Source organism: Streptomyces sp. bgisy159 (genome assembly GCF_965341775.1).
GTDB lineage: Bacteria > Actinomycetota > Actinomycetes > Streptomycetales > Streptomycetaceae > Streptomyces.
On sequence record NZ_CBDQZH010000012.1, the window covers coordinates 110,507 to 131,739 of the forward strand.

Consider the following 21,233-nt stretch of genomic DNA (forward strand, 5'->3'; position numbering starts at 1 on the left):
GGCGCCGTCAAGCGTCAGGCGGCGGCGCGTCGATCTGCTCCGGGCGGTTCGTCCGAGCGGGTCGGCGGCAGCGACGACCTCTTCGCGCTCCCCGGCGACGCCGAGGGCGTCGACGGGCTGCCGGACGGTGTCCGCCTCCCGGTCGCCGGGCTCGCCGCGGCTCGGAGGCGGCTCAGCCGTCGTCGGGCGTCAGACGTGCGAGGTGGGTGGCCGTGACGCGGGCCCGGCGCCGGGCGTCCCGCAGGCCGCGCTCGGCCTCCCGGGCCCGCACGCGCGCCTCGCGTTCCGCGCCCTCGGCCTCCCGGACGTCGGCCTCGGCGCCGCGCAGCGCGTCGGCCAGCTCGCCGACCCGCCGGCGCAGGCGGGCGGCGCGGTCCGCCGCCTCCCCGGCCGCCCGCTCGGCTTGCTCGGCGTCCGCCTCCCGCCCGCGCAGGTCCTCGGCGGCCCGCTCCGCCGCTTCCCGGGCCTCGGCCGACTCCCGGCGGCGCCGTTCCTCGGTCCTCCGGCGTTTCCCGGCGGCCTTCCGCTCCGCGGCACTGGGTTCGGGTGGCCGGCGGTCCGGTGTCCTGCGCTCCGCCGCCTTCCCGCGCTCCCGGGAAACGGGCGGCACCAGCGTCAGGTGCGTCTGCGTCTGCGTCTGCGCCTGCGTCCGCGTGTCGCCGAGCCGGAAGCCGGGCGCGGCGCTGAGCGGCCTGGCCAGCCTGCCGGTGGCCCACTCGCGGGCCGCCTCGGGGTCGGCGAGCACGGCGCGCAGGGTCTGCTCGATCTCCTCCTGCACCGCACCGCCGACGCGGTGCCCGGCCGCCGCCGTGAGGCTGCCGGCCTGCCGTGTCAGGGCGGCGACCAGGGTGTGCTGCCGACGCGAGAGTTCGCGCAGCTGTGCGCCGTCCAGCTCTTCGTGCGCCCGGCGCAGCCCCTCGCCGAGCCGGACCAGCGGCTCCACCGCCTCAGGCTGCTCGCGTACGAGGAGATTGCTGGCCCAGGCGGCCAGGGTGGGGCGGCGCAGCGCCTTGATCCGGTCCGCGAGTTCCCGGTCACCCGCCGCGCGGGCGGCGGCCGCGTGCCGGTCGCGGACGACGGTGAACTCCTCCGGCCGCAGCCCGTACAGCTCATCGGCGACAGCATCGAGATCCACCGCTTCCACCCGCGCCCCTCCGAGAGAAAAGTTGATGTGCCGCTATATCGATGTATTGGTTCCCCTGGTGTGACCCGCTACGCGGTGTTCCACCGGAACTCCCCAGAGTCGCCCCTCAGTGATGAAGAGCTCCCCAGCCGCTCCCCAGGCGGAGCGGCCTCGCGATGGGCCCCAAGCCGCTCCTGAATGCGGTCCCACCCCTGCAACCACCGCGCTCGCGGACAGCGCCTGTGTGTAGACGGGGTCACCGTCGGCCACGCGGCAGGTGACGAAGGCCCGACAGGACGCGGTGGCCTGTTTCAATCTCGGTAGGGCTCATAGGCTGCTGACCGAAGTGCCTTGCAGCGTTGGCCGGCTATCGGCCGCTCTGGTGAACATGAGCGGATTGAGCTGTCCCGGGTTTCGTAGAGTCCGGGTTCTGCCCCGACGCCGGGAGCCACCCGCTTGGCGTGGGACGGGCGAGATTTTCCTGCGTTCGGTTGGCGAGTCCTGGCGCAGGTTACCGTGCCTGATGGGGTCTCAGGCGGACAGCGGTGACGGCATGGCGGTGGATGCCGGTGATCTCCAGCGTCCAGTTGGCGAGGCGGACGCTGTCGCCGGGGTGCTGCGGCAGGCGTCCGAGCCGGGCGAGGGCGAGGCCGGCGATGGTCGTGTACGGGCCGTGGGTGAGGTCGCCGAGGTCGACGCCGAGGTCGGGCAGGTCGTGGAGGGGGAAGCTGCCGGGCAGGAGCAGGGAGCCGTCGGGCTGGGTGTAGTCGGTTGTGGTGTGGTCGGTCTCGTCGTGGATCTCGCCGACGAGCTCTTCCAGGAGGTCCTCGATGGTGACGATGCCGTCGACGGAACCGTGTTCGTCGACGACGAGGGCGAACTGCTCGTGGGCGGCCATCAGGCGCCGCAGGGCTTCGGAGACCTTCATGAAGTCGGATAAGAAGAGTGCCGGCCGGGCGAGGGCGGTGACGGGGGCTGTGTCGTCGCCGGTGGTCAGGTCGCGCAGGTGAACGATGCCGAGGACGTCGTCGAAGTGGCCCGCTTGCAGGACGGGGGCACGGGAGTGTCCGGAGCGCGCCAGGGCCAGGCGGGCTTGGGCGGCGGGCATGTCGTCGGGCAGGGTGAACACGTCAGGGCGCGGAACGACAACGGTCCGCAGGGGGCGCTCGTGGATCTCCAGGGCGCTGGAGATGATGGTCCGCTGCTGTGTGGTCAGACCACGGTGGCTGATGACCATGTCCCGTAGCTCTTTCGGGGCTGGGCGGCTGCTGGGACGCGCGAGGGTTGCCGCCCAGGAGGCGGACGATCAGGTCGGTGGCCCGGCTGAGAGCCCATACGGCCGGGCGTGCCGCGGTGGCGAGGACGTCGAGGGGGGTGGCTGCCAGCAGGGCCCACCGTTGGGCGTACTGCATGGCCAGGCGCTTGGGCGCGAGTTCGCCGACCACCAGCGTGACGAAGGTCAGCGTCAGGGTCACCAGCGCAATGGCCAGCGGCTCGGCGGCTCTTCCGGCGAATCCCAGGGCGGGTACCAGAGGCTCGGCCAGAGAGACGGCGGCGGTGGCGGAGGCCAGGAAACCGGCCAGCGTGATGCCGATCTGGATGGTGGCCAGGAATCGGTTGGGTTCCTCGGTCAGACGCACCAGCCGGGCCGCGCGGGCTGCCCCGCGGCGCCGCAGGCGGCGCAGCTGGCTCTCCCGCAGGGAGATCAGCGCGATCTCGCTGCCCGCGAAGAGTGCGTTGAGCACGATCAGCGCGGCGATGAGCGCGAGGTCGAACCAGAACCCTTCCATGATGTCACCGTGCCACCCGCTCGGGCGCGCCGCCCTGAGGGCGGCAGGGGTGTGTCGCGGATGGTCAGGGCTTGCCGCTTCGGCGGGCCGCTCGGCGGCTGATATCGGCCCGTCCCGCGCGCCAGGCATGTTCGCTCAGCACCACGGTGGAGGCGGTGGCCACGCAAATGGCCCTTTGGGCGGGCTGAGGGGGACTGTGCCGAACACACCTCGGGCGAAGGGGGCTTGGACGGCGACGACCTGCAGCATGAGAACGGCGGCGAGACAGATCCACAAGGTGCGGTGGTGCAGCTGGTGCCGACCGAGAACGGGCCCTCCTGGCCATCGGTCTGTCCGTGAACCCGGGCACGTTGCTTCCGGTGCTGCCCGCCGCCCCGCTGTCGGCTCTGGTCACTGCCGTGACGAAAGTGGCCTCCGTATGCCGCGCGGCGGGACGGGACGGGACGGGACGGGGCGCCGGGGGCGGCTGCGGGCCGGGACCGCGCTCATCGCCCGGGGCGAGTTCTCCATCGTCATGGTCGGCCCGGTGGGAGTGCTTCAGGACCGGCTCGGCGCCCTCGTGGCCGGCTATTGCTGCTGCCGGCCGTGGCCGGACCTGTGATCACGCGTTTCGCCGGGGCACGCGCTGCGGGCACGACCCGGCGACCACGTCACGATGTGACGGCGCGCTGACCGGCCGGTGGACGGCTACAGGGGCCGGTGCCGCAGGTGCTTGTCCAGGGCGACGGCGAGGGCGGTGAGTGCGGCGATGCCGAGGATGCGCAGCCATGCCTGGCCAGTGATCGGAGCGGTGTGGAAGAGATGGTTCATGGCCGGTACGTAGGTCAGCGCCAACTGGCCGACCGCTTGGGCCAGGACCCCGCCGACGACCCACCGGTTGGACAGCAGGCCGATGCGCCACACAGAGCGGGTCAGAGAGCGGCAGCTGAAGAGGTAGAGCAGTTCGACCGCCACGAACAGGTTCACCGCAGCGGTGCGTGCCTCGGCCAGGCTCGCGCCCATCCTGCGCTCCCATTCGAACAGCCACCAGGAACCGGCCACCAGCAGGGCGGAGACCAGCAGGATCCGGGTGACGAGGGCGCCGGTGAGCAGCGGGCGGGCCGGGTCGCGGGGCGGCCGCCGCATGATGCCGGGGTCTTGTCCGAGCAGATCACCGTGGTGCTGCCGAGCGTCTCCACCGCGGGCAGGCGGCGGATCACCGCCCGGCGCCTGGCCATCCGGCCCACCCCGATGGCCAGCGTGATGGTGACCGCAGCCGGAAGCCCTTCGGGAATCGCGCCCACCGCCAGGGCGACCGCGGCGGTGAACGTCTGCACCGCACCCTGCCCGCGGACCAGGCCGATCGCGAAGGTCACCGCCGCCAGGGCAAGGATCACCACCGTCAGTACCTTGCTGAACGCGGCGAGCTTCGCTGTCAGCGGCGTGGCCAGCGTCTCCGCGGCCCCCACCAGACGATGGATCTCCCCCAGCTCGGTCTGCGCACCGGTTGCCACCGCGATGCCGGTGCCCCGGCCGGCCGCCACCAGCGTTCCGGAGTGGACCATGTTCCGCCGGTCGGCCACCGCCGTCCCCGCGTCCAGCACCACCTCGTCCTTGGCCACCGGAGCGGACTCCCCGGTCAGCGCCGACTCGTCGACCCGCAGCTCCGCGACCCGCACCAGCCGCACATCGGCCGGCACCTTGTCCCCGGCTTCCACCAGCACCAGATCACCCGGTACGAGATCCTCCGAGGGCACCGCCTGCTCACGCCCGCCGCGTACCACCCGGGCTGTGGTGCGTACCATCGACCGCAGGCTCTCCAGCGCCGCCTCGGCCTTCGACTCCTGCACGGAACCGACCAGCGCGTTGACCAGCACCACACCGAGAATCACCGCGGAATCCACGTACTCGCCCAATGCCGCGGTGATCGCACCTGCCGCGATGAGTACGTAGATCAGCGGATGGTGGAACTGACGCAGAACGCGCCAGAGAAGCCCACCGCCCGTGGCGGCGGGCAGCATGTTGGGCCCGAACCGCTGCAGGCGCCGTGCCGCCTCATCCGTACCCAGGCCACGATCGGCATCGGTCTCCAGGAGCAGGACGACCTCATGCGCGGCCAGCCCGTGATGCGCGTCGCGCACTGGGCGATCCCGGCGACCGGGCACCCCGTCGAAGTCAGCGACGCCCACCTGGACCCCGCACGACAGCGACCGGGCAGTGCGCGTGATGCAGGACCGCCTGGCTGACCGACCCCAGCAGCAGCCCTGCGAACCCGCCGCGCCCCCGGGCACCGACCACCAGCAGCTGCGCCGAACGGCTGGCCTCGATCAGTGCCTCACGGGTCCGGCCGTGCACCACCTGGTGCTCCACGGCCACCTCCGGATACCGCTCCCTGTGGCCGGCGAGCGCCTCCGCCAACAGCCGTTCCTCCTCCTGCCCAAGCTCGCCCGGCTGGTTCGCATACGGCGCCGCCGCGTCCTGCGGGGCGGGCAGCGGTGCGTTCCATGTGGTCCAGGCGTGCAGGGCCACAAGGCCGGCTCCACGCCAGGCCGCCTCGGCGAAGGCGAAGTCCACGGCCGGCTCACCCGCGGTGGAGCCGTCGACGCCCAGCACCACCGGCCCGGCGTCGTCACCCGTGTCTCGCACCACGAGCACCGGGCACGTGCCGTGCGCGGCCAGATGCACCGCTGTCGATCCCACCAGCAGCCCGACGAACCCGCCCATGCCCCGGGACCCGACGACCACGAGTTCCGCGGCGCGTGACTGTGCCTCCAGCACCGTCAAAGGCTCCCCTGTCACCACCGCGTGGGAGACATCCACCTCCGGTGCCGCCGACCTGGCACGCTCCACCGCCTCAGCCACCAGGTGCTCGACCATGTTCCGAACCCCGCCTTCAGGCGGCCCCAGCGGCGACGGCCCGAGCGGCACGTGCATCGCGGGCCACAAGAACGCGTGCACCACCCGCAGCCCCGCGCCACGCCATCGCGCCTCGCGCGCCGCCGTGTCCACCGCGGCAAGACTCGACGCGGACCCGTCCACGCCCACGACCACCAGACCGCTCATCATGACTCCCACGTTCGGACGTCCCAACGCCTCCCAGCATCAGCCTCACCCTCCCGAGCACCCCCCCTGGCAGGGCCGACCGTCTGCCGCGCGGGCCCGTTCGGCCCACACGGCGAACGACTCGACGCAGCCTCCTGGTGGACAGGCAGGTCGTCCCTGGGCACCACCCGTCCCCATGCCGCGGCCCGCACCGCCTTCGCTCGCAGCCTTGGACCACATCGCCCCGGCCTGCCCGGGTTTGAGACCGTGGCGTCCATGAGCGGCGGCATGCAGGGGCCCGCCGGCACGGCGGCGGACGGTCGCCCGGGCGGCGGCCGATGTCAAGGGCTCGGCGACGGGAGAGTCGGCGGGCGCGGTCGACGAGGTCCTGCTCGGGCTCGGGGACGGCGTGAACCGGGCGGAGCTCAAGGCCTACTGGGCGTATCAGCGGCTGCGGAACTTCGCCTGCCGGTGCCCGCCGCAGCGCGATCGGCCTGTCGGTGTTGGTCGCGAAACAGGTCAGCCGCATGCAGTCCGCGCCCGACAGTCGAAACTGGGCTCCGGGATGGAGCCGTTCCTTCCGGACGATCAGCCGCATCCCCTTCGGTCAGCCGTCCAGGACGTCGCCGGTGAGTTCGGCGCCCCAGGCCCCGTCCCGGATCTCGCTGTCCGCCTCGACCCGCCGGTGTCCAGGAAAAGGCCGACCATCATCCTCGACCACTACGCCCACTTCGTGCCGGAGGCGGGGAGGAGGGGCGCAGGGCGATCGATAGCCTTCTGGGGGAGCGGGGGAAGGCGGCCGTCGGCGCAAACTCCCCTGACTCCCCAGGACCTGTCCTGAGTGCCCATCACTTGGGCCGCGATCCGTCAACAGCGAGGTGAGAGCCGCGATGTTCACCACCCGCCCCACCCTCCAGGGCACCTTCGGCATGGTGTCGTCCACACACTGGCTGGCGTCGCAGACGGCGATGGCCGTTCTGGAGGACGGGGGCAACGCCTACGACGCCGCCGTGGCCGGGGCGTTCGTGCTGCACGTCGTGGAGCCGCACCTGAACGGGCCGGCCGGCGAGGTGCCGATCGTCATGGCGCCCGCGGGCGGCCCGGTGCGGGTGGTGTGCGGGCAGGGCGTCGCCCCCGCCGGCGCGACCGTCGCCCACTACCAGGGGCTCGGACTCGACCTGGTCCCCGGCACCGGACCGCTCGCCGCCGCCGTGCCCGGCGCCTTCGACGCCTGGATGCTGCTGCTGCGCGACCACGGCACCAAGCCCCTGGACGCCGTCCTGAAGTACGCCGTCGGATACGCCGAGCACGGGCACCCGCCCGTGGAGAACCTCCGCGCGAGCGTCGAGACCGTCCGCCGGCTGTTCGGGACGGAGTGGACCTCGTCCGCCGAGGTGTACCTGCCCGGCGGGGAGCCGCCCCGCCCCGGCCGGCTGTTCCGCAACCCGGCCCTCGCGGCCACCTGGCGCCGGCTGCTCGCCGAGACCGCCGGCGCGGGGGACCGGGAGGCGCGGATCGAGGCCGCCCGTCAGGTGTGGCGGTCCGGGTTCGTCGCCGAGGCCCTCGTCCGGCAGGCCCGCCGGCCCACCCTCGACACCAGCGGCGAGCACCACACCGGCACCCTCACCGAGGCCGACCTCGCCGGCTGGTCCGCGACCTACGAGGCGCCCGCGACGTACGACTGGAACGGCTGGACCCTGTGCAAGGCCGGCCCCTGGAGCCAGGGCCCGGTGCTGCTGCAGCAGCTCGCCCTGCTCCCGCCCGAGTTGCCCGCGCCCGGCTCGGCCGACTACGTCCACCTGCTGGTCGAGGGCTGCAAGCTCGCCATGGCCGACCGGGAGGCCTGGTACGGCGACGCGGCCGAGGTGCCCCTCACCGACCTGCTGTCCGCGCCGTACAACGCGGCCCGGCGGGCACTGATCGGCGAGCGGGCCTGTCACGACCTGCGGCCCGGCAGCCCCGGTGGCCGCACGCCCCGGCTCAGCACGCACGCGCACACCGTCCTCACCGGCGAGCCCGGCACCGGCCCGATGGGCGCCGGCGAACCCACCGTCGCCAAGGCCCCGACCTCCCCGGTGCCGGGCGAGCCCGCCGACGGGGGGCTCACGGCCGGCGCCGACGGAGCCACCCGGGGCGACACCTGCCACATCGACGTCGTGGACCGCTGGGGCAACATGATCGCCGCCACCCCCAGCGGCGGCTGGCTGCAGTCCAACCCCGTCGTGCCCGAACTCGGTTTCCCGCTCGGCACCCGGCTGCAGATGACATGGCTGGAGGAGGGCCTGCCGAACTCCCTCACCCCCGGCCGGCGCCCCCGCACCACGCTCACCCCGTCCCTGGCGCTGCGCGACGGCGTTCCCGTGCTGGCCTTCGGCACGCCCGGCGGCGACCAGCAGGACCAGTGGCAGCTGCACTTCTTCCTCGGTGTCGCCCTGCGCCCACCGGTGCGCGGCGGCCTGGACCTCCAGGGCGCCATAGACGCCCCGAACTGGCACAACGACGGCTTCCCCGGCTCCTTCCACCCCCGCGGCATGCGGCCCGGCAGCGTCACCGTCGAGTCCCGGACGCCCCCCGAGGTGGTCGCGGAGCTGCGGCGGCGCGGGCACCTCGTCACCGTCGGCGGCCCCTGGTCGGAGGGGCGGCTGTGCGCGGTCGCCCGGGAACCGCACACCGGCGTTCTCGCGGCGGCCGCGAATCCGCGGGGCATGCAGGGGTACGCGGTGGGCAGATGAGGCAGGCGCAGTCGACCGGAGGGGGAGCGTGGCAGACCGGAGGCGGAGCGTGAAAGACCGCAACGGGACAGCGGCAGGCCGGCCGCGCGGCTCACGTCGGCCGGGCGCCGCCGGGGCTGTTCATCCCGATTCCACCCACGGTGCGCCCGCCCGGTGGGGGCTGTCAGTGGGGCGTGCTCTCATGGAGACATGATCACAGACGCGGAGTCCATCGACGAGTTCCTCGACCGCCACGCGGCCGACGTGGAGGAAGCGGTCCGCGAGGCGGCCGCGGCGGAGATCCTGCCGCGCTTCCGCCGGCTCTCGGCCAACGAGGTCGACGAGAAGAGCGGGCCGCACGACCTGGTGACGGACGCCGACCGGGAGACCGAGCGGCGGCTGACCCGGGACCTGGGAGCCCTTCTGCCCGGCTCGGTCGTCGTCGGCGAGGAGGCGGTGCACGCCAATCCGGCGACCTACGACGCGATACGCGGCGAGGCGCCGGTCTGGATCGTCGACCCCGTCGACGGTACCCGCCAGTTCGTGCACGGTGACGACGGCTTCTGCACCCTCGTCGCACTCGCCCGGCACGGAGTGGTCCTCGCCTCCTGGACCTACGCGGCCGCCCGGGACCAGCTGGCCACCGCCGTCCGGGGCGGCGGCGCCCACCTCGACGGGAAGCGGCTGCACGCCGGACCGCCCGACCCCGGCCGCCCCCTGCGGGTGGCCCACTCCCACCCCGACTACACCACCGACGCGCAGAAGCAGGCCCTGCTCGGCCTGTGGACCGAGGGCGTGGAGCCGCGCTCGTGCGGTTCGGCGGGTCTGGAGTACCTCGCCGTCGCCCGGGGCCTGTCCGACGCCACGGCGTTCTCCTGGGAGGCCGCCTGGGACCACGCCGCCGGACTCCTGCTGGTCGAGGAGGCGGGCGGCACCCATCTCACCCTGGCCGGCGAGCCGTTCCGGATCACCGGCGGCAACGCGCTGCCGTTCACGGCGGCCAGGGACGCGGCGACGGCACGGCGGGTGGCGGCCCTGCTGGCGGGCACCCCCGGGGGGAGCGGCGGTCGCGCCCTGACCTGAATCCGCCCGTGCCGCGGGCGTCGATCCCCCGTGCCGCGGGCGTTGTCGGCCCCCCGGCATATCCTGGCCCCTCAGAGGCCACCGGCGACGAAGGGGTCCGAAGTGCCGTCGATGCTCGATGCGGTCGTGGTGGGAGCGGGGCCGAACGGGCTGACGGCCGCCGTGGAACTGGCCCGGCGCGGTTTCTCCGTCGCCCTGTTCGAGGCTCGTGACACCGTGGGCGGAGGAGCCCGCACCGAGGAACTGACCCTGCCGGGCTTCCGGCACGACCCCTGCGCGGCGGCCCACCCCCTCGGCGTCAACTCCCCGGCCTTCCGCGCCCTGCCCCTGGAGCGCTACGGGCTGCGCTGGCTGCACGCCGGCCTGCCCATGGCACACCCCTTCCCGGACGGCACGGCCGCGGTGCTGTCGAAGTCGGTCGCCGAGACGGCCGCCTCCTTCGGCCCCCGGGACGCGGGCGCCTACCGCCGGCTCGTCGAGCCCTTCCTGCCCCGGTGGGACACCCTCGCCCGGGACTTCATGTCCCTGCCCTCGACCGCCCTGCCCCGCGACCCGGTCACCCTCGCCCGGTTCGGCCTGGTCGGGCTGCCCCCGGCCGACTGGCTGATGCGCCGCTTCCGCGACGAGCGCGCCAGGACGCTCTTCGCCGGTCTCGTCGGTCATGTCATGGCACCGCTCAGCGGCTTCGCCACCGGCGCCGTCGGCCTGGTCTTCGCGCTCGCCGCGCACGCCCGCGGCTGGCCCGTCGCCCAGGGCGGCTCCCAGGCCGTCTCGGACGCCCTCGCCGCCTACTTCAAGGACCTCGGCGGCACCGTCCACACCGACTACGAGGTCAAGCGCCTCGACGACCTGCCCCCCGCCCGCGCCTACGTCTTCGACACCTCGCCCACCGCGCTCGCCCGCATCGCCGGCCTCGGCCGCGCCTATGAGCACTACCGCTACGGCCCCGGCGTCTTCAAGCTCGACTACGCGCTGGACGGGCCCGTCCCCTGGACCGCGCCCGAGGCGCGCACCGCCGGGACCGTGCAGATCGGCGCCGACAGCGCCGAGATCGGGGCCGCGCTGCGCGCCGCGTCCCGTGAGGGCCGCGCCCCCGACAGACCCTTCCTGATCACCGTGCAGCCCAGCGTCGTCGACCCCACCCGGGCACCCGAGGGGCGGCACGTCTTCTGGGCGTACGGCCATGTCCCCAACGGCTGGACCGGTGACCTGACGGACGCCGTCGAGGCCCAGCTGGAGCGCTTCGCGCCCGGGTTCCGGGACCGGATCCTGGCCCGCGCCACCGCCGGCCCCGCCGAACTCGCCGCCCACAACGCCAACTACGTCGGCGGTGACATCGCCACCGGCGCGGTCTCCGGCCTCCAACTGCTGCTGCGGCCCAAGCTGTCGCTCCTCCCGTACGGGACCCCGCACCCGGCCGTCTTCATCTGCTCCTCGGCGACCCCGCCCGGCCCGGGCGTGCACGGCATGTCCGGGCACAACGCGGCGAAGGCCGTCTGGCGCCGCCTGCGCCGGCAGAGCTGACCGGCATCCGCCGGGGCGCCACGGCCTCCACAACGTCCACTGCGTCCACAACGTCCACGGCGTCCACGGGCACCTCGCCCGGCCGTCCGCGTCTGCCCGTCCGCGTCTGCCCGTTCGCGGCTCCCCGTCCGGGTCACCCGGTCGCCGCCGGTGGCCAGGAATCCCTTAGGCGCCGGCCGGCCCCCGGGGATTGGATGGGGCCATGACCACCATCACGTTCGTCCGGGGCGACATCACCCAACAGACCGCCGACGCCATCGTCAACGCGGCGAACTCCTCGCTGCTCGGCGGTGGTGGCGTCGACGGTGCCATCCACCGCCGCGGCGGCCCCGCAGTCCTCGACGACTGCCGCCGCCTGCGCGCCTCCCGCTACGGCAAGGGGCTCCCCACCGGGCAGGCCGTCGCCACCACCGCGGGCGATCTCGACGCACACTGGGTGATCCACACGGTCGGCCCCGTCTGGTCCCGCACGGAGGACCGCTCCGACCTGCTGGCTTCCTGCTACCGCGAGTCCCTGCGCGTGGCCGACGAACTCGGCGCCCGCACGGTCGCCTTTCCCGCCGTCTCCGCCGGCATCTACGGCTGGCCGCCGGAGGACGCCGCCCGCATCGCGGTCGAGACCGTACGCGCCACCCCCACGGCGGTCGAGGAGGTCAGGTTCGTCCTCCTCGACGACCGGGCCCACGCGGCGTTCGCCGCGCGCCTCACCTGACCACAGGGGGCCCGGCCCCCGCCCGGCCGTCGCCCACGGACCCGTCGCCCGCCGGCAGCGCGCGTGCCACGAGCAGCGCCACGTCGTCGTGGTCGTCGGGGTGGCGCAGCCCGTACAGCAGGAGGTCGCAGATCTCCTCCAGCGGCCGGTGCGGTGGGTCGAGGAAGCTGAGCAGGACGTTCAGCCGGTCGTCGATCGAGTGGTGCCGCGTCTCGACGAGCCCGTCGGTGTACAGGACCAGCAGATCGCCGGGGCCCAGTTCGGTCGTGGCCGAACCGAAGGGAACGCCGCCGACCCCGAGCGGGGCTCCGGTGGGCAGGTCCAGCAGCTCCGGCGCCCGGCCCGGGCGGGCCAGCGCGGGCGGCATGTGACCGGCGTTGGCGATCAGACACCGTCGTGAGCGCGGGTCGTACACCGCGTACAGGCAGGTCACGATGTAGTGCTCCAGATCCGAGGTGATCCTGTCCAGGTGCCGGAGCACCTCCACCGGGTCCAGGTCCAGGTCCGCGTAGGCGCAGGTGGCGGTGCGCAGCCGGCCCATGGTGGCGGCCGCGTCGATGCCGTTGCCCATGACGTCGCCGACGACCAGGGCGGTGCGGTCGTCGGCCAGCGGGATCACGTCGTACCAGTCGCCGCCGACCTCGCTGGTGGCCTGCGCGGGCTGATAGCGGGAGGCGAGCTCCAGACCGGCGTGGTGGGGCTGGTGGTCGGGCAGCAGGCTGCGCTGCAGGGTGAGCGCGGTGTTGCGCACGCTCTGGAACCAGCGGGCGTTGTCGATGGCCACGGCGGCCCGGCCCGCCAGCTCACTGGCCAGGACCACGTCGTCCTCGTCGAAGGGGCGAGGATTGCGGGTGCGTTTGAGATCCAGGGCGCCGAGCACCTCGCCGTGCGCGATCAACGGCACGGCCAGATAGGAGTGAACCCCGGCCCGGGCCAGCAGTGCCCCGGCCTCGGCGTCCCGGGCGATGCGCGGCAGATCACGGTCGTCGACATGGCGCACCAGGACCGGCCGCGCCGTGTGGACGCACAGCGTGACCAGGCGGTCGCCCTCGTAGGAGGCGAGGTCGCCGGGCGGGTCGGCGGCGCGCAGCGCCACGGTCGGGTGGGCCGCCTTGAGCGCGAGGGCGCGGAAGAGCTCCGGGCCGTTGTCCGGGGAGCGGGTGCGCCGGCACGCCAGGGCCGAGTCCAGGATGTCCACGGCGACCACGTCGGCGAGTTCGGGCGTGGCGATCTCGGCCAGTTCGTGCGCGGTCCGCTCCACCTCCAGGGTGGTACCGACCCGGGTGGAGGCGTGCGCGATGAGCGACAGGCGCCGCCTCGCCCGGTCGGCCTCGGCGGCCACCCGGTGCCGTTCGGTGACGTCGACGACGGAGGTGGCCGCGCCCAGCACCCGCCCGCCGGGGTCCTCCAGCCGGTAGAAGGACAGCGACCAGGCGTGCTCGTGCTCGGGATCGGCCGGCGGACGGCCCACGTGGTACTGGTCGAGCAGCGGCGTGCCCGTCGTCAGTACCTGGCGCAGCGCCGACTCGACGGTGTCGGCGTCCGGGAACGGCAGGGTCTCGCGCAGCCGGCGGCCGATGTGGTCCTCGGCCGGAATGCCGTCGATCCGCTCCAGCGCCGGGTTGACCAGCAGATACCGCAGTTCGGGGTCGAGCAGGGCCAGACCGATCGGCGACTGGTCGATGAGCCGCTCGCACAGCGCCAGATCGGTCTCGGCGCGCTGCAGCCGGCCGTGGTCGGCGACGATGCCCAGGGCGTAGACGTCGCCGAGATCGTCCAGCAGCCGCATGTTGCGGAACTCCATCAGCCGGGTGCTGCCGTCCTTGTGGCGGATGGGGAAGGCTCCGGCCCAGCTCCGGCCGGTCTCCAGTACCTCCGCGAACAGGCGGGTGACGGCGTGCAGATGCTCGGGATGGATGAACAGCCGGGCCGCGTACCGGCCCAGGGCCTCCGCCGCGGTGTAGCCGAACAACTCCTCGGCCTGCGGGGTCCAGAACACGATACGTCCGCCCGCGTCGACGACCACGGCGGCGACGCTCAGCACGTCCAGCAGCCCGATCGGCGCGGGCGGCTCGGCGTCGTACGAGCCGTCGACGTCGTACGAGCCGTCGCCGTCGCCCGGCGGGAGGGGATCGGCCGCCATCCCTCCATGCTCTCTCCGGTCGTCCGCCTTGCCCAGTCCCCGGCGGGACGGAACCGTGCACATCGGGCGGGCAAGCAGGAACATGGTCGTGGAGAGGATGGGGACCCCCATGAGTTCTGCGAGTTCTGTGCCACGGGAACCCGAGCCGACGGCCCCGGGGACCGGTGCCCCGCTGGACGCGTCCACCGACGCCGCGGCCGTGGTGTCCGCGCACGGCGTCGTGATCGGCTGGACCCGGGGCGCCGAGGACCTCCTCGGGCACCCTGCGTCGGACGTGGTCGGCGGTCCCGCCGCGCGCCTGCTGGCGATGCCAGGGGACCCGGTCCGGGTGGCCGGCGTCGCCGAGCGGTGCCGCGCGGGCATGGGGTGGAGCGGGCTGATCCCGGTACGGCACCGTGACGGCCACAGCATCGACGTCGACCTGCGGGTCTCCGCGTCCTTCCACGTCGGCACCGAGGAGTGCTTCCTGCTGTCGGCCCGCGAACGCAGGCAGCAGTGGACGGTCGGCCAGTCCGTCCTGGACGGCTTCCTCACCCGTTCCCCGGTCGGCATGGCCGTGATGGACACCGCGCTGCGCTACGTCTGGCTCAACGACACCCTGGAACGCCTCGGCGGGGTGCCCCGCGAGCAGCGCCTGGGCCGGCGGCTGAGCGAGCTGCTGCCCGGGCTGCAGGCGGAGCCCCTGGAGGAGCTGATGCGCAAGGTGCTGGAGACCGGCACCCCGGTGACCGACTACGAGTACACGGGATGGAGCTGGGCCGACCCCCACCGCCGGCACGCCTACTCGACGTCCTTCTTCCCGCTGGTGGACGCGGACGGCGGGGTCACCGGGGTCTGCTACATGGTCCTCGACGTCACCGAGCGGTGGCACGCCCGGCAGCTGCTGTCGTTGATCGCCGAGGCCGGGACGGGGATCGGCAGAACCCTCGACGTCGCGCGGACCGCCCAGGAACTGGCCGACTTCGCCGTCCCGCGCTTCGCGGACTTCGTCATCGTCGACCTGCTGGAGTCGGTGGTCGGCTCCGAGGGGCGCGGGCTGTGGCCGGCCGACGCCGGGCCGGGCCCCGCGCGTCCGTCGATGCGCCGCGCCGGCATGAGTTCGGTGCGCCAGGGCTGCCCGGAGGCGGTGGCGCGGATCGGGGACCGGGTGGACTTCCTGCCCCCGCCGCACGACGCGACCCTCCTCGTCGAGGGTGAACCGATCTTCATACCGGTCCTCGACCCGGACGACGACGTGTGGACGGCCCGGCAACCCGTGCGGGCGCAGCGCATCCGCGACTTCGGGCTGCACTCCCTGATCTCCGTACCGATGCGTGCGCGCAACACCGTGCTGGGCCTGGCCACGTTCGTCCGCTCGCTCAACCCGGACTCCTTCACACCCGACGACGTGCTGCTGGCCCGGGAGGTGGTGGAACGGGCGGCGCTGTGCGTCGACAACGCCCGTCGCTTCACCCGGGAGCACACGGCGGCGGTCACCCTCCAGCACAGCCTGCTGCCCCACACCCTGGCCGGGGGGACGGCCATGGACGTGGCGTCCTGCTACCGGCCCGCCGACGCGACGGGCGGGGTCGGCGGCGACTGGTTCGACATCATCCCGCTGTCCGGCGGGCGCGTCGGGCTCGTCATCGGCGACGTCGTGGGCCACGGCATCGGCGCGGCCGCGTCCATGGGCCGGCTGCGCACGGCGGTGCAGACCCTCGCCGACATGGAGCTGCCGCCCGACGAACTGCTGGCCCACCTCGACGACCTCGTCCTGCGCCTGGCCGAGGAGACCGCCTCCGGCACCTCGGCCGACGGCAGCCCCACCGCCTTCCTCGGCGCTACCTGCCTGTACGCCGTCTACGACCCCGTGAGCAGACGGTGCTCGATGGCCCGGGCCGGCCACCCGCCCCCCGTCGTCGTCACCCCCGACGGGCACGTCGCCTTCCCGGAGCTGCCCGCCGGGCCGCCGCTGGGCCTGGGCGGGATGGCGTTCGAGACCGCAGAGATCGAACTCGCCGAGAACAGTCTGCTGGGCCTGTACACCGACGGCATCGTCCAGGGCACCGACCGTGACATGGAGCTGGGCATGCGCCGGCTCGGCGAGATGCTGGCCCGGCCGGACGCCGAGCTGTCCGACCTGTGCGTGGCCGCGGTGCGGGCGCTGGTCCCGGAGCCGCAGTCCGACGACGTCGCCCTCCTGCTGGCACGCACCCACGCCGTCGGGGCCGACCGGGCCGTCTCCTGGGACGTGCCGGCCGACCCGGCCGCCGTCGCCGAGGTGCGCGCCCGGGCGGTCCGCCAGGTGGCGGCCTGGGGCCTGGAGGACCTGGCCATCACGACGGAACTGATCGTCAGCGAGCTGGTCACCAACGCCATGCGGCACGCGGCCCCGCCCATCCGGCTGCGGCTGCTCCGCGACTCCCGGCTGACCTGCGAGGTCGCCGACGGCAGCAGTACCGCCCCGAGGCTGCGCCATGCGCGCAGCACGGACGAGGGCGGCCGCGGCCTCTTCCTGGTCGCCCAGCTCACCCACCGCTGGGGTGCCCGCTACACGGCCGGCGGAAAGATCATCTGGGCCGAGCAGGAGATCTCCTGACCCGGGCCGCCCTCCCCGCCGCGCCGCCGTCGCAGCACCCCTGACCGAATGCGCGGACCTGCCCCGGCCGTCGTCACTCACGTTGCCCGGCCGTCGCCGTTCACGTCGCCCGGCCGTGGTCACTCACATCGCCAGGTCGTTGCCGTTCACATCACTCGGCCACCGTCGCTCACATCGCCCGGCCATTGTCGTTCACACCGCCCGGCCACCGCCGCTCACACCACCTGGCCCCCCTCTGTGCGCCGCCCTTAACCCCTGGCGGCGAGTGCGGGAGACACCTGCGTAATCCGTCCTCCGTACCGTCGACCATGGCCCTGACCAGGGCGATCGGCGAAACGAAAGGGGCGCGCGTGGCCGTGCCGGACTCCTGGACCGACGACGTGACCGAGCGGACCGAGCGGACCGACCGGGCGACCCGGGTGCGCACGGTCTGCTCGTACTGCGGCGTGGGCTGCGGCATGGTGCTCGACGTCGGCATCGGCCCGGACGGCCGCCGCACGGTGCTGAAGGCGTCCGGCGACAAGGACCACCCGGTGAACGCCGGCCGGCTGTGCACCAAGGGCGCCACCACCGCCGACATGCTCGCCGCGCCCGGCCGGCTGACCACCGCCCTGGTCCGCCCCGACCGCGGTCAGGAGCCGGAGCCTGTCCCGGTGGCCGAGGCAGTCGCCGAGACCGCGGCGCGGCTGCGGGCGATCGTCGATGAGCACGGCCCGGACGCCGTCGCCCTCTACGTCTCCGGGCAGATGACCCTGGAGGCCCAGTACCTGGCGAACAAACTCGCCAAGGGCTACCTGCGCACCAACCGGATCGAGTCCAACTCCCGGCTGTGCATGGCGAGCGCCGGCACCGGCTACAAGCTCTCCCTGGGCGCCGACGGCCCGCCCGGCTCGTACGAGGACCTCGACCGCGCCGACCTCTTCCTGGTCATCGGCTCCAACATGGCCGACTGCCACCCGATCCTCTTCCTGCGGATGATGGACCGGGTGAAGTCGGCCGGCGCCAAGCTCGTCGTCGTCGACCCGCGCCGCACCGCCACCGCCGAGAAGGCCGACCTCTTCCTGCAGCCGCGGCCGGGCACCGACCTCGCCCTGCTCAACGGCCTGCTTCACCTGCTGCACGCCGACGGCCGCACCGACCCCGACTTCATCGCCGCCCACACCGAGGGCTGGGAGGACATGCCCGCCTTCCTCGCCGACTACCCGCCCGCCACCGTCGCCGGGATCACCGGAGTCCCGGAGGCCGATCTGCGCGAGGCGGCCCGGCTGATCGGCGCGGCGGGGGAGTGGACCAGCTGCTGGACCATGGGCCTGAACCAGTCCACGCACGGCACGTGGAACACCAACGCCCTGGTCAACCTGCACCTCGCCACCGGGAAGATCTGCCGCCCGGGCAGCGGCCCGTTCTCCCTCACCGGCCAGCCCAACGCCATGGGCGGCCGCGAGATGGGGTACATGGGGCCGGGGCTGCCGGGCCAGCGGTCCGTCCTCGTCGACGCCGACCGCGCCTTCACCGAGGAACTGTGGGGGCTGGAACCGGGGACCCTGCGCGCCGACGGGGTCGGCCGGGGCACCGTCGAGATGTTCCGGAAGATGGCCGACGGCGAGATCAGGGCCTGCTGGATCATCTGCACCAACCCGGTCGCGTCCGTCGCCAACCGCAGGACCGTCATCGAGGGCCTGGAGGCCGCCGAACTGGTCGTCGTCCAGGACGTCTTCGCCGAGACCGAGACCACCGCCTACGCCGACGTCGTGCTGCCCGGCGCCCTGTGGACCGAGACCGAGGGCGTCCTCGTCAACAGCGAGCGCGGTCTCACCCTCGCCAGGGCCGCCGCCGACCCGCCCGGCGAGGCCACCGCCGACTGGCGCCTCATCGCCGTGGTGGCCCGGGCCATGGGCTTCACCGAGGGCTTCTCCTACGACAGCGCCGAGCAGATCTTCGAGGAGATCAAGCGTGCCCACAACCCGGCGACCGGCTACGACCTGCGCGGGGTGACGTACGACCGGCTGCGCGCGGCCCCCGTGCAATGGCCCGCCGCCACGCCGGACGGGCCCGACCGCAACCCGATCCGGTACGTCGACGCGGACACCGGCGCCCTCACCTTCCCCACCCCGAGCGGCCGGGCCGTCTTCCACGCCCGGCCGCACCTGGAACCCGCCGAACTGCCCGACGACGACTACCCGTTCGTCCTCAACACCGGGCGGGTGCAGCACCAGTGGCACACCCTCACCAAGACGGCCCGGGTGGCCAAGCTGAACCGGCTCGCCCCGGGGCCGTTCGTGGAGATCCACCCCGAGGACGCGGCGCGGCTCGCCCTCGCCGACGGCGACCGCGTCGAGGTCGCCTCGCGGCGCGGGCGGGCCGTGCTGCCGGCCGTCGTCACCGACCGGGTGCGCACCGGGAGTTGTTTCGCACCCTTCCACTGGAACGACCTGTTCGGCGAGTACCTCAGCGTCAACGCCGTCACCAGCGACGCCGTCGACCCGCTCTCCTTCCAGCCGGAGCTGAAGGTCGCCGCGGTGTCGCTGACGAAGGTGCCGACGCCGGCGAGCGCGCGGCCGCCCGCCGGACCCGACCCGGTGATCGTGCCGACCGCCGGCCGGCCGTCCGCCGCCGCCTTCGGCCTGGAGCCCGCTCCGCCGCCCGTGCTCGGCGAACGCGAACGGAGCTACCTCGTCGGCTTCCTCGCCGGCATACCGGCCGGGGCCCCGGGCGTCCCCGTGCTGCCCCCCGACGCCCCGTTCAGCCCGGAGCACGCCCTGTGGGTCAACGGCGCCCTCGCCGGCATGTACTCGCGGACCGCCCCGGCCCCGGCCGGCCCCGCCCACGGTGCCGGGGCCACCCGGCGGGTGGTGATCCTCTGGGCCTCGCAGACCGGCACCGCCGAGGAGTTCGCGGCCGCCACCGCCGAACGGCTCGGTGCGGGCGGCCACGCCGCCTCCCTCCTGGCCATGGCCGACGCGGACCCCGGCGCGCTCCCCGACGACGCCGACCTGCTGCTGATCACCAGCACCTTCGGCGACGGTGACGCCCCGGACAACGGCGCCCGCTTCTGGGACGGCCTGACCGCGCCCGACGCCGGACGCCTGGAGGGACGACGGTACGCGGTCCTCGCTTTCGGCGACTCCTCCTACGCCGACTTCTGCGGGCACGGACGTCGGCTGGACCGGCGGATGGGCGAGCTGGGTGCCGTCCCGCTGGCGCCGCGCGCCGACTGCGAACCGGACTACGAGGCGCGGGCGGAGGCCTGGCTGGACCAGGTGCTCGTCGCGCTGCGGGAGGCGAACCCCGCGGCGGCCGCCCCGACGCCCGCCCCCGCCCCGGCGGCAGCCCCGACGCCCGCCCCCGCTCCGGCGGCAGCCCCGACGCCCGCCCCGGCCTTCGCCCGGCCGCGGCCCCGCGCCGGGCGCCCGGCCCCCGTCACGGCCCGTCTGACCGGCAACCGCCTGCTGGGCCGCCCCGGTTCCGCCAAGGAGGTGCGCCGCTTCACCTTCGACACCCGCGACGGCGGGACCCCGCTCGCCTACGAGGCCGGCGACGCCCTCGCCGTCCATCCGACCAACTCGGCTTCTCTGGTGCGGGAGTGGCTGGCCGTCACCGGGCTCGACGCGGACACCTCCGTCCGGCTGGACGCAGCGGGCGAACTCGCCCTCGGGGACGCGCTGTCGCGCCACCTCGACATCACCCGCGTCACCCCGGCGCTGCTGCGCTTCACCGCGGACCGGGTCCGCGACCCGCGCGAGCTGCGCAAGCTGCTGCGCCCCGACAACAAGGGCGAGCTGGCGAAGTGGTCGTGGGGCCGCCAAGCCGTCGACGTCGCCGCCGAGTTCGGTGTCCGGGCCGCGGCCCAGGAGTGGGCGGACGTGCTGGGGCGGCTGCAGCCGAGGCTGTACTCCATTTCGTCGAGCTCCCTCACCGATCCGCACCTGGCCTCGCTCACCGTCTCCGTCGTGCGCTACGAGAACCTGCGCGGCCGGCTGCGCCAGGGTGTGTGCTCACCGTTCCTCGCCGACGCCGAGCCCGGCACCGAAGTGCCCGTCCACGTGCGGTCCTCCCCGCACTTCCGCCCGCCGGCCGACCCCCGCACCCCGATGGTGATGGTCGGCCCCGGCACCGGTGTCGCGCCCTTCCTGGGCTTCCTCGACGAGCGCCGGGCCCGCGGCCACCGCGCCCCCAACTGGCTGTTCTTCGGGGAGCAGCGCCGGGCGACGGACTTCTACTACGAGCAGGAGCTGACCGCCCACCTGCGGGACGCCACCCTGACCCGCCTGGACACCGCGTTCTCCCGCGACCAGCGGGCCAAGGTCTACGTCCAGGACCGCATGCGGGAACACGGCTCCCAGCTGTGGTCCTGGCTGTGCGACGGCGCCCACTTCTACGTCTGCGGCGACGCCTCCCGGATGGCCAAGGACGTCGACCGGGCGCTGCGCGACATCGCCGTCCTGCACGGTGGTCTGGGCGAGGACGAGGCGACGGCGTACGTCAAACAGCTCACGGCGGACAAAAGGTACGTACGAGACGTTTACTGAACCGAGTTGTGACCGCTCA

The 21,233-nt window shown here is 73.9% G+C and carries 13 protein-coding genes and 2 pseudogenes; 7 read left to right on the top strand and 8 right to left on the bottom strand.

Annotation, left to right across the window (positions count from 1 at the left end; translation table 11 throughout):
* Window positions 1–172 precede the first annotated feature (172 nt).
* From ACSLTV_RS14720 to ACSLTV_RS14730, 3 genes are all read right to left on the bottom strand, one after another.
* Window positions 173–1,135, bottom strand: coding sequence for a hypothetical protein (locus tag ACSLTV_RS14720; RefSeq protein WP_435612277.1), 963 nt, complete (start codon window positions 1,133–1,135; stop codon window positions 173–175).
* Between the two features lie 499 nt (window positions 1,136–1,634).
* Entirely contained in the window at window positions 1,635–2,360 is a 726-nt protein-coding gene (locus ACSLTV_RS14725; protein WP_432156425.1) for a CBS domain-containing protein, read from the bottom strand.
* Complete coding sequence (locus tag ACSLTV_RS14730) at window positions 2,254–2,913, bottom strand: CNNM domain-containing protein (protein ID WP_432156424.1); 660 nt, start codon at window positions 2,911–2,913, stop codon at window positions 2,254–2,256. The genes ACSLTV_RS14725 and ACSLTV_RS14730 overlap by 107 nt, the downstream gene beginning before the upstream one ends.
* 418 nt (window positions 2,914–3,331) lie before the next feature.
* On the opposite strand from ACSLTV_RS14730, the gene ACSLTV_RS14735 reads away from it, so the two are divergent.
* Window positions 3,332–3,514, top strand: a complete 183-nt coding sequence (locus ACSLTV_RS14735) for a hypothetical protein (protein ID WP_435612278.1) — start codon at window positions 3,332–3,334, stop codon at window positions 3,512–3,514.
* A gap of 86 nt (window positions 3,515–3,600) precedes the next feature.
* On the opposite strand, the gene ACSLTV_RS14740 is transcribed toward ACSLTV_RS14735, so the two are convergent.
* The 4 genes and pseudogenes from ACSLTV_RS14740 to ACSLTV_RS14755 all read right to left on the bottom strand — a co-directional run.
* A complete protein-coding gene (locus ACSLTV_RS14740) occupies window positions 3,601–4,038 on the bottom strand; it encodes a cation transporting ATPase C-terminal domain-containing protein (RefSeq protein WP_435612279.1) in 438 nt (145 codons plus the stop codon).
* Between the two features lie 68 nt (window positions 4,039–4,106).
* Window positions 4,107–5,183: pseudogene (locus tag ACSLTV_RS14745) on the bottom strand (HAD-IC family P-type ATPase); the annotation flags it as partial.
* A complete protein-coding gene (locus ACSLTV_RS14750; RefSeq protein ID WP_432133950.1) occupies window positions 5,068–5,955 on the bottom strand; it encodes a universal stress protein in 888 nt (295 codons plus the stop codon). The pseudogene ACSLTV_RS14745 and the gene ACSLTV_RS14750, both read right to left, overlap by 116 nt.
* A 478-nt stretch (window positions 5,956–6,433) precedes the next feature.
* Window positions 6,434–6,610, bottom strand: a pseudogene (locus ACSLTV_RS14755) (IS1380 family transposase); the annotation flags it as partial.
* 214 nt (window positions 6,611–6,824) lie between these two features.
* On the opposite strand from ACSLTV_RS14755, the gene ACSLTV_RS14760 reads away from it, so the two are divergent.
* From ACSLTV_RS14760 to ACSLTV_RS14775, 4 genes are all read left to right on the top strand, one after another.
* Window positions 6,825–8,666: a gamma-glutamyltransferase family protein gene (locus tag ACSLTV_RS14760; RefSeq protein WP_435612280.1), complete on the top strand. Its 1,842-nt coding sequence runs from the start codon at window positions 6,825–6,827 to the stop codon at window positions 8,664–8,666.
* A gap of 189 nt (window positions 8,667–8,855) precedes the next feature.
* Complete coding sequence (locus ACSLTV_RS14765; protein WP_432133816.1) at window positions 8,856–9,728, top strand: inositol monophosphatase family protein; 873 nt, start codon at window positions 8,856–8,858, stop codon at window positions 9,726–9,728.
* Between the two features lie 111 nt (window positions 9,729–9,839).
* Window positions 9,840–11,252, top strand: a complete 1,413-nt coding sequence (locus tag ACSLTV_RS14770; RefSeq protein WP_435612296.1) for a phytoene desaturase family protein — start codon at window positions 9,840–9,842, stop codon at window positions 11,250–11,252.
* 202 nt (window positions 11,253–11,454) lie between these two features.
* Window positions 11,455–11,964 (top strand): O-acetyl-ADP-ribose deacetylase, encoded by a 510-nt coding sequence (locus tag ACSLTV_RS14775; RefSeq protein ID WP_432133817.1) that lies wholly within the window; start codon window positions 11,455–11,457, stop codon window positions 11,962–11,964.
* Here the strand turns inward: ACSLTV_RS14775 and ACSLTV_RS14780 are convergent.
* Window positions 11,957–14,107, bottom strand: a complete 2,151-nt coding sequence (locus ACSLTV_RS14780; RefSeq protein WP_432156420.1) for a SpoIIE family protein phosphatase — start codon at window positions 14,105–14,107, stop codon at window positions 11,957–11,959. The two genes, ACSLTV_RS14775 and ACSLTV_RS14780, sit on opposite strands and share 8 nt — an antisense overlap.
* 109 nt (window positions 14,108–14,216) lie before the next feature.
* Here ACSLTV_RS14780 and ACSLTV_RS14785 point away from each other — a divergent pair, with 109 nt between their 5' ends.
* Both ACSLTV_RS14785 and ACSLTV_RS14790 read left to right on the top strand, forming a co-directional pair.
* Window positions 14,217–16,685: a SpoIIE family protein phosphatase gene (locus tag ACSLTV_RS14785; protein ID WP_435612281.1), complete on the top strand. Its 2,469-nt coding sequence runs from the start codon at window positions 14,217–14,219 to the stop codon at window positions 16,683–16,685.
* A gap of 458 nt (window positions 16,686–17,143) precedes the next feature.
* Window positions 17,144–21,214: a molybdopterin-dependent oxidoreductase gene (locus ACSLTV_RS14790; protein WP_435612297.1), complete on the top strand. Its 4,071-nt coding sequence runs from the start codon at window positions 17,144–17,146 to the stop codon at window positions 21,212–21,214.
* Window positions 21,215–21,233: the final 19 nt, after the last annotated feature.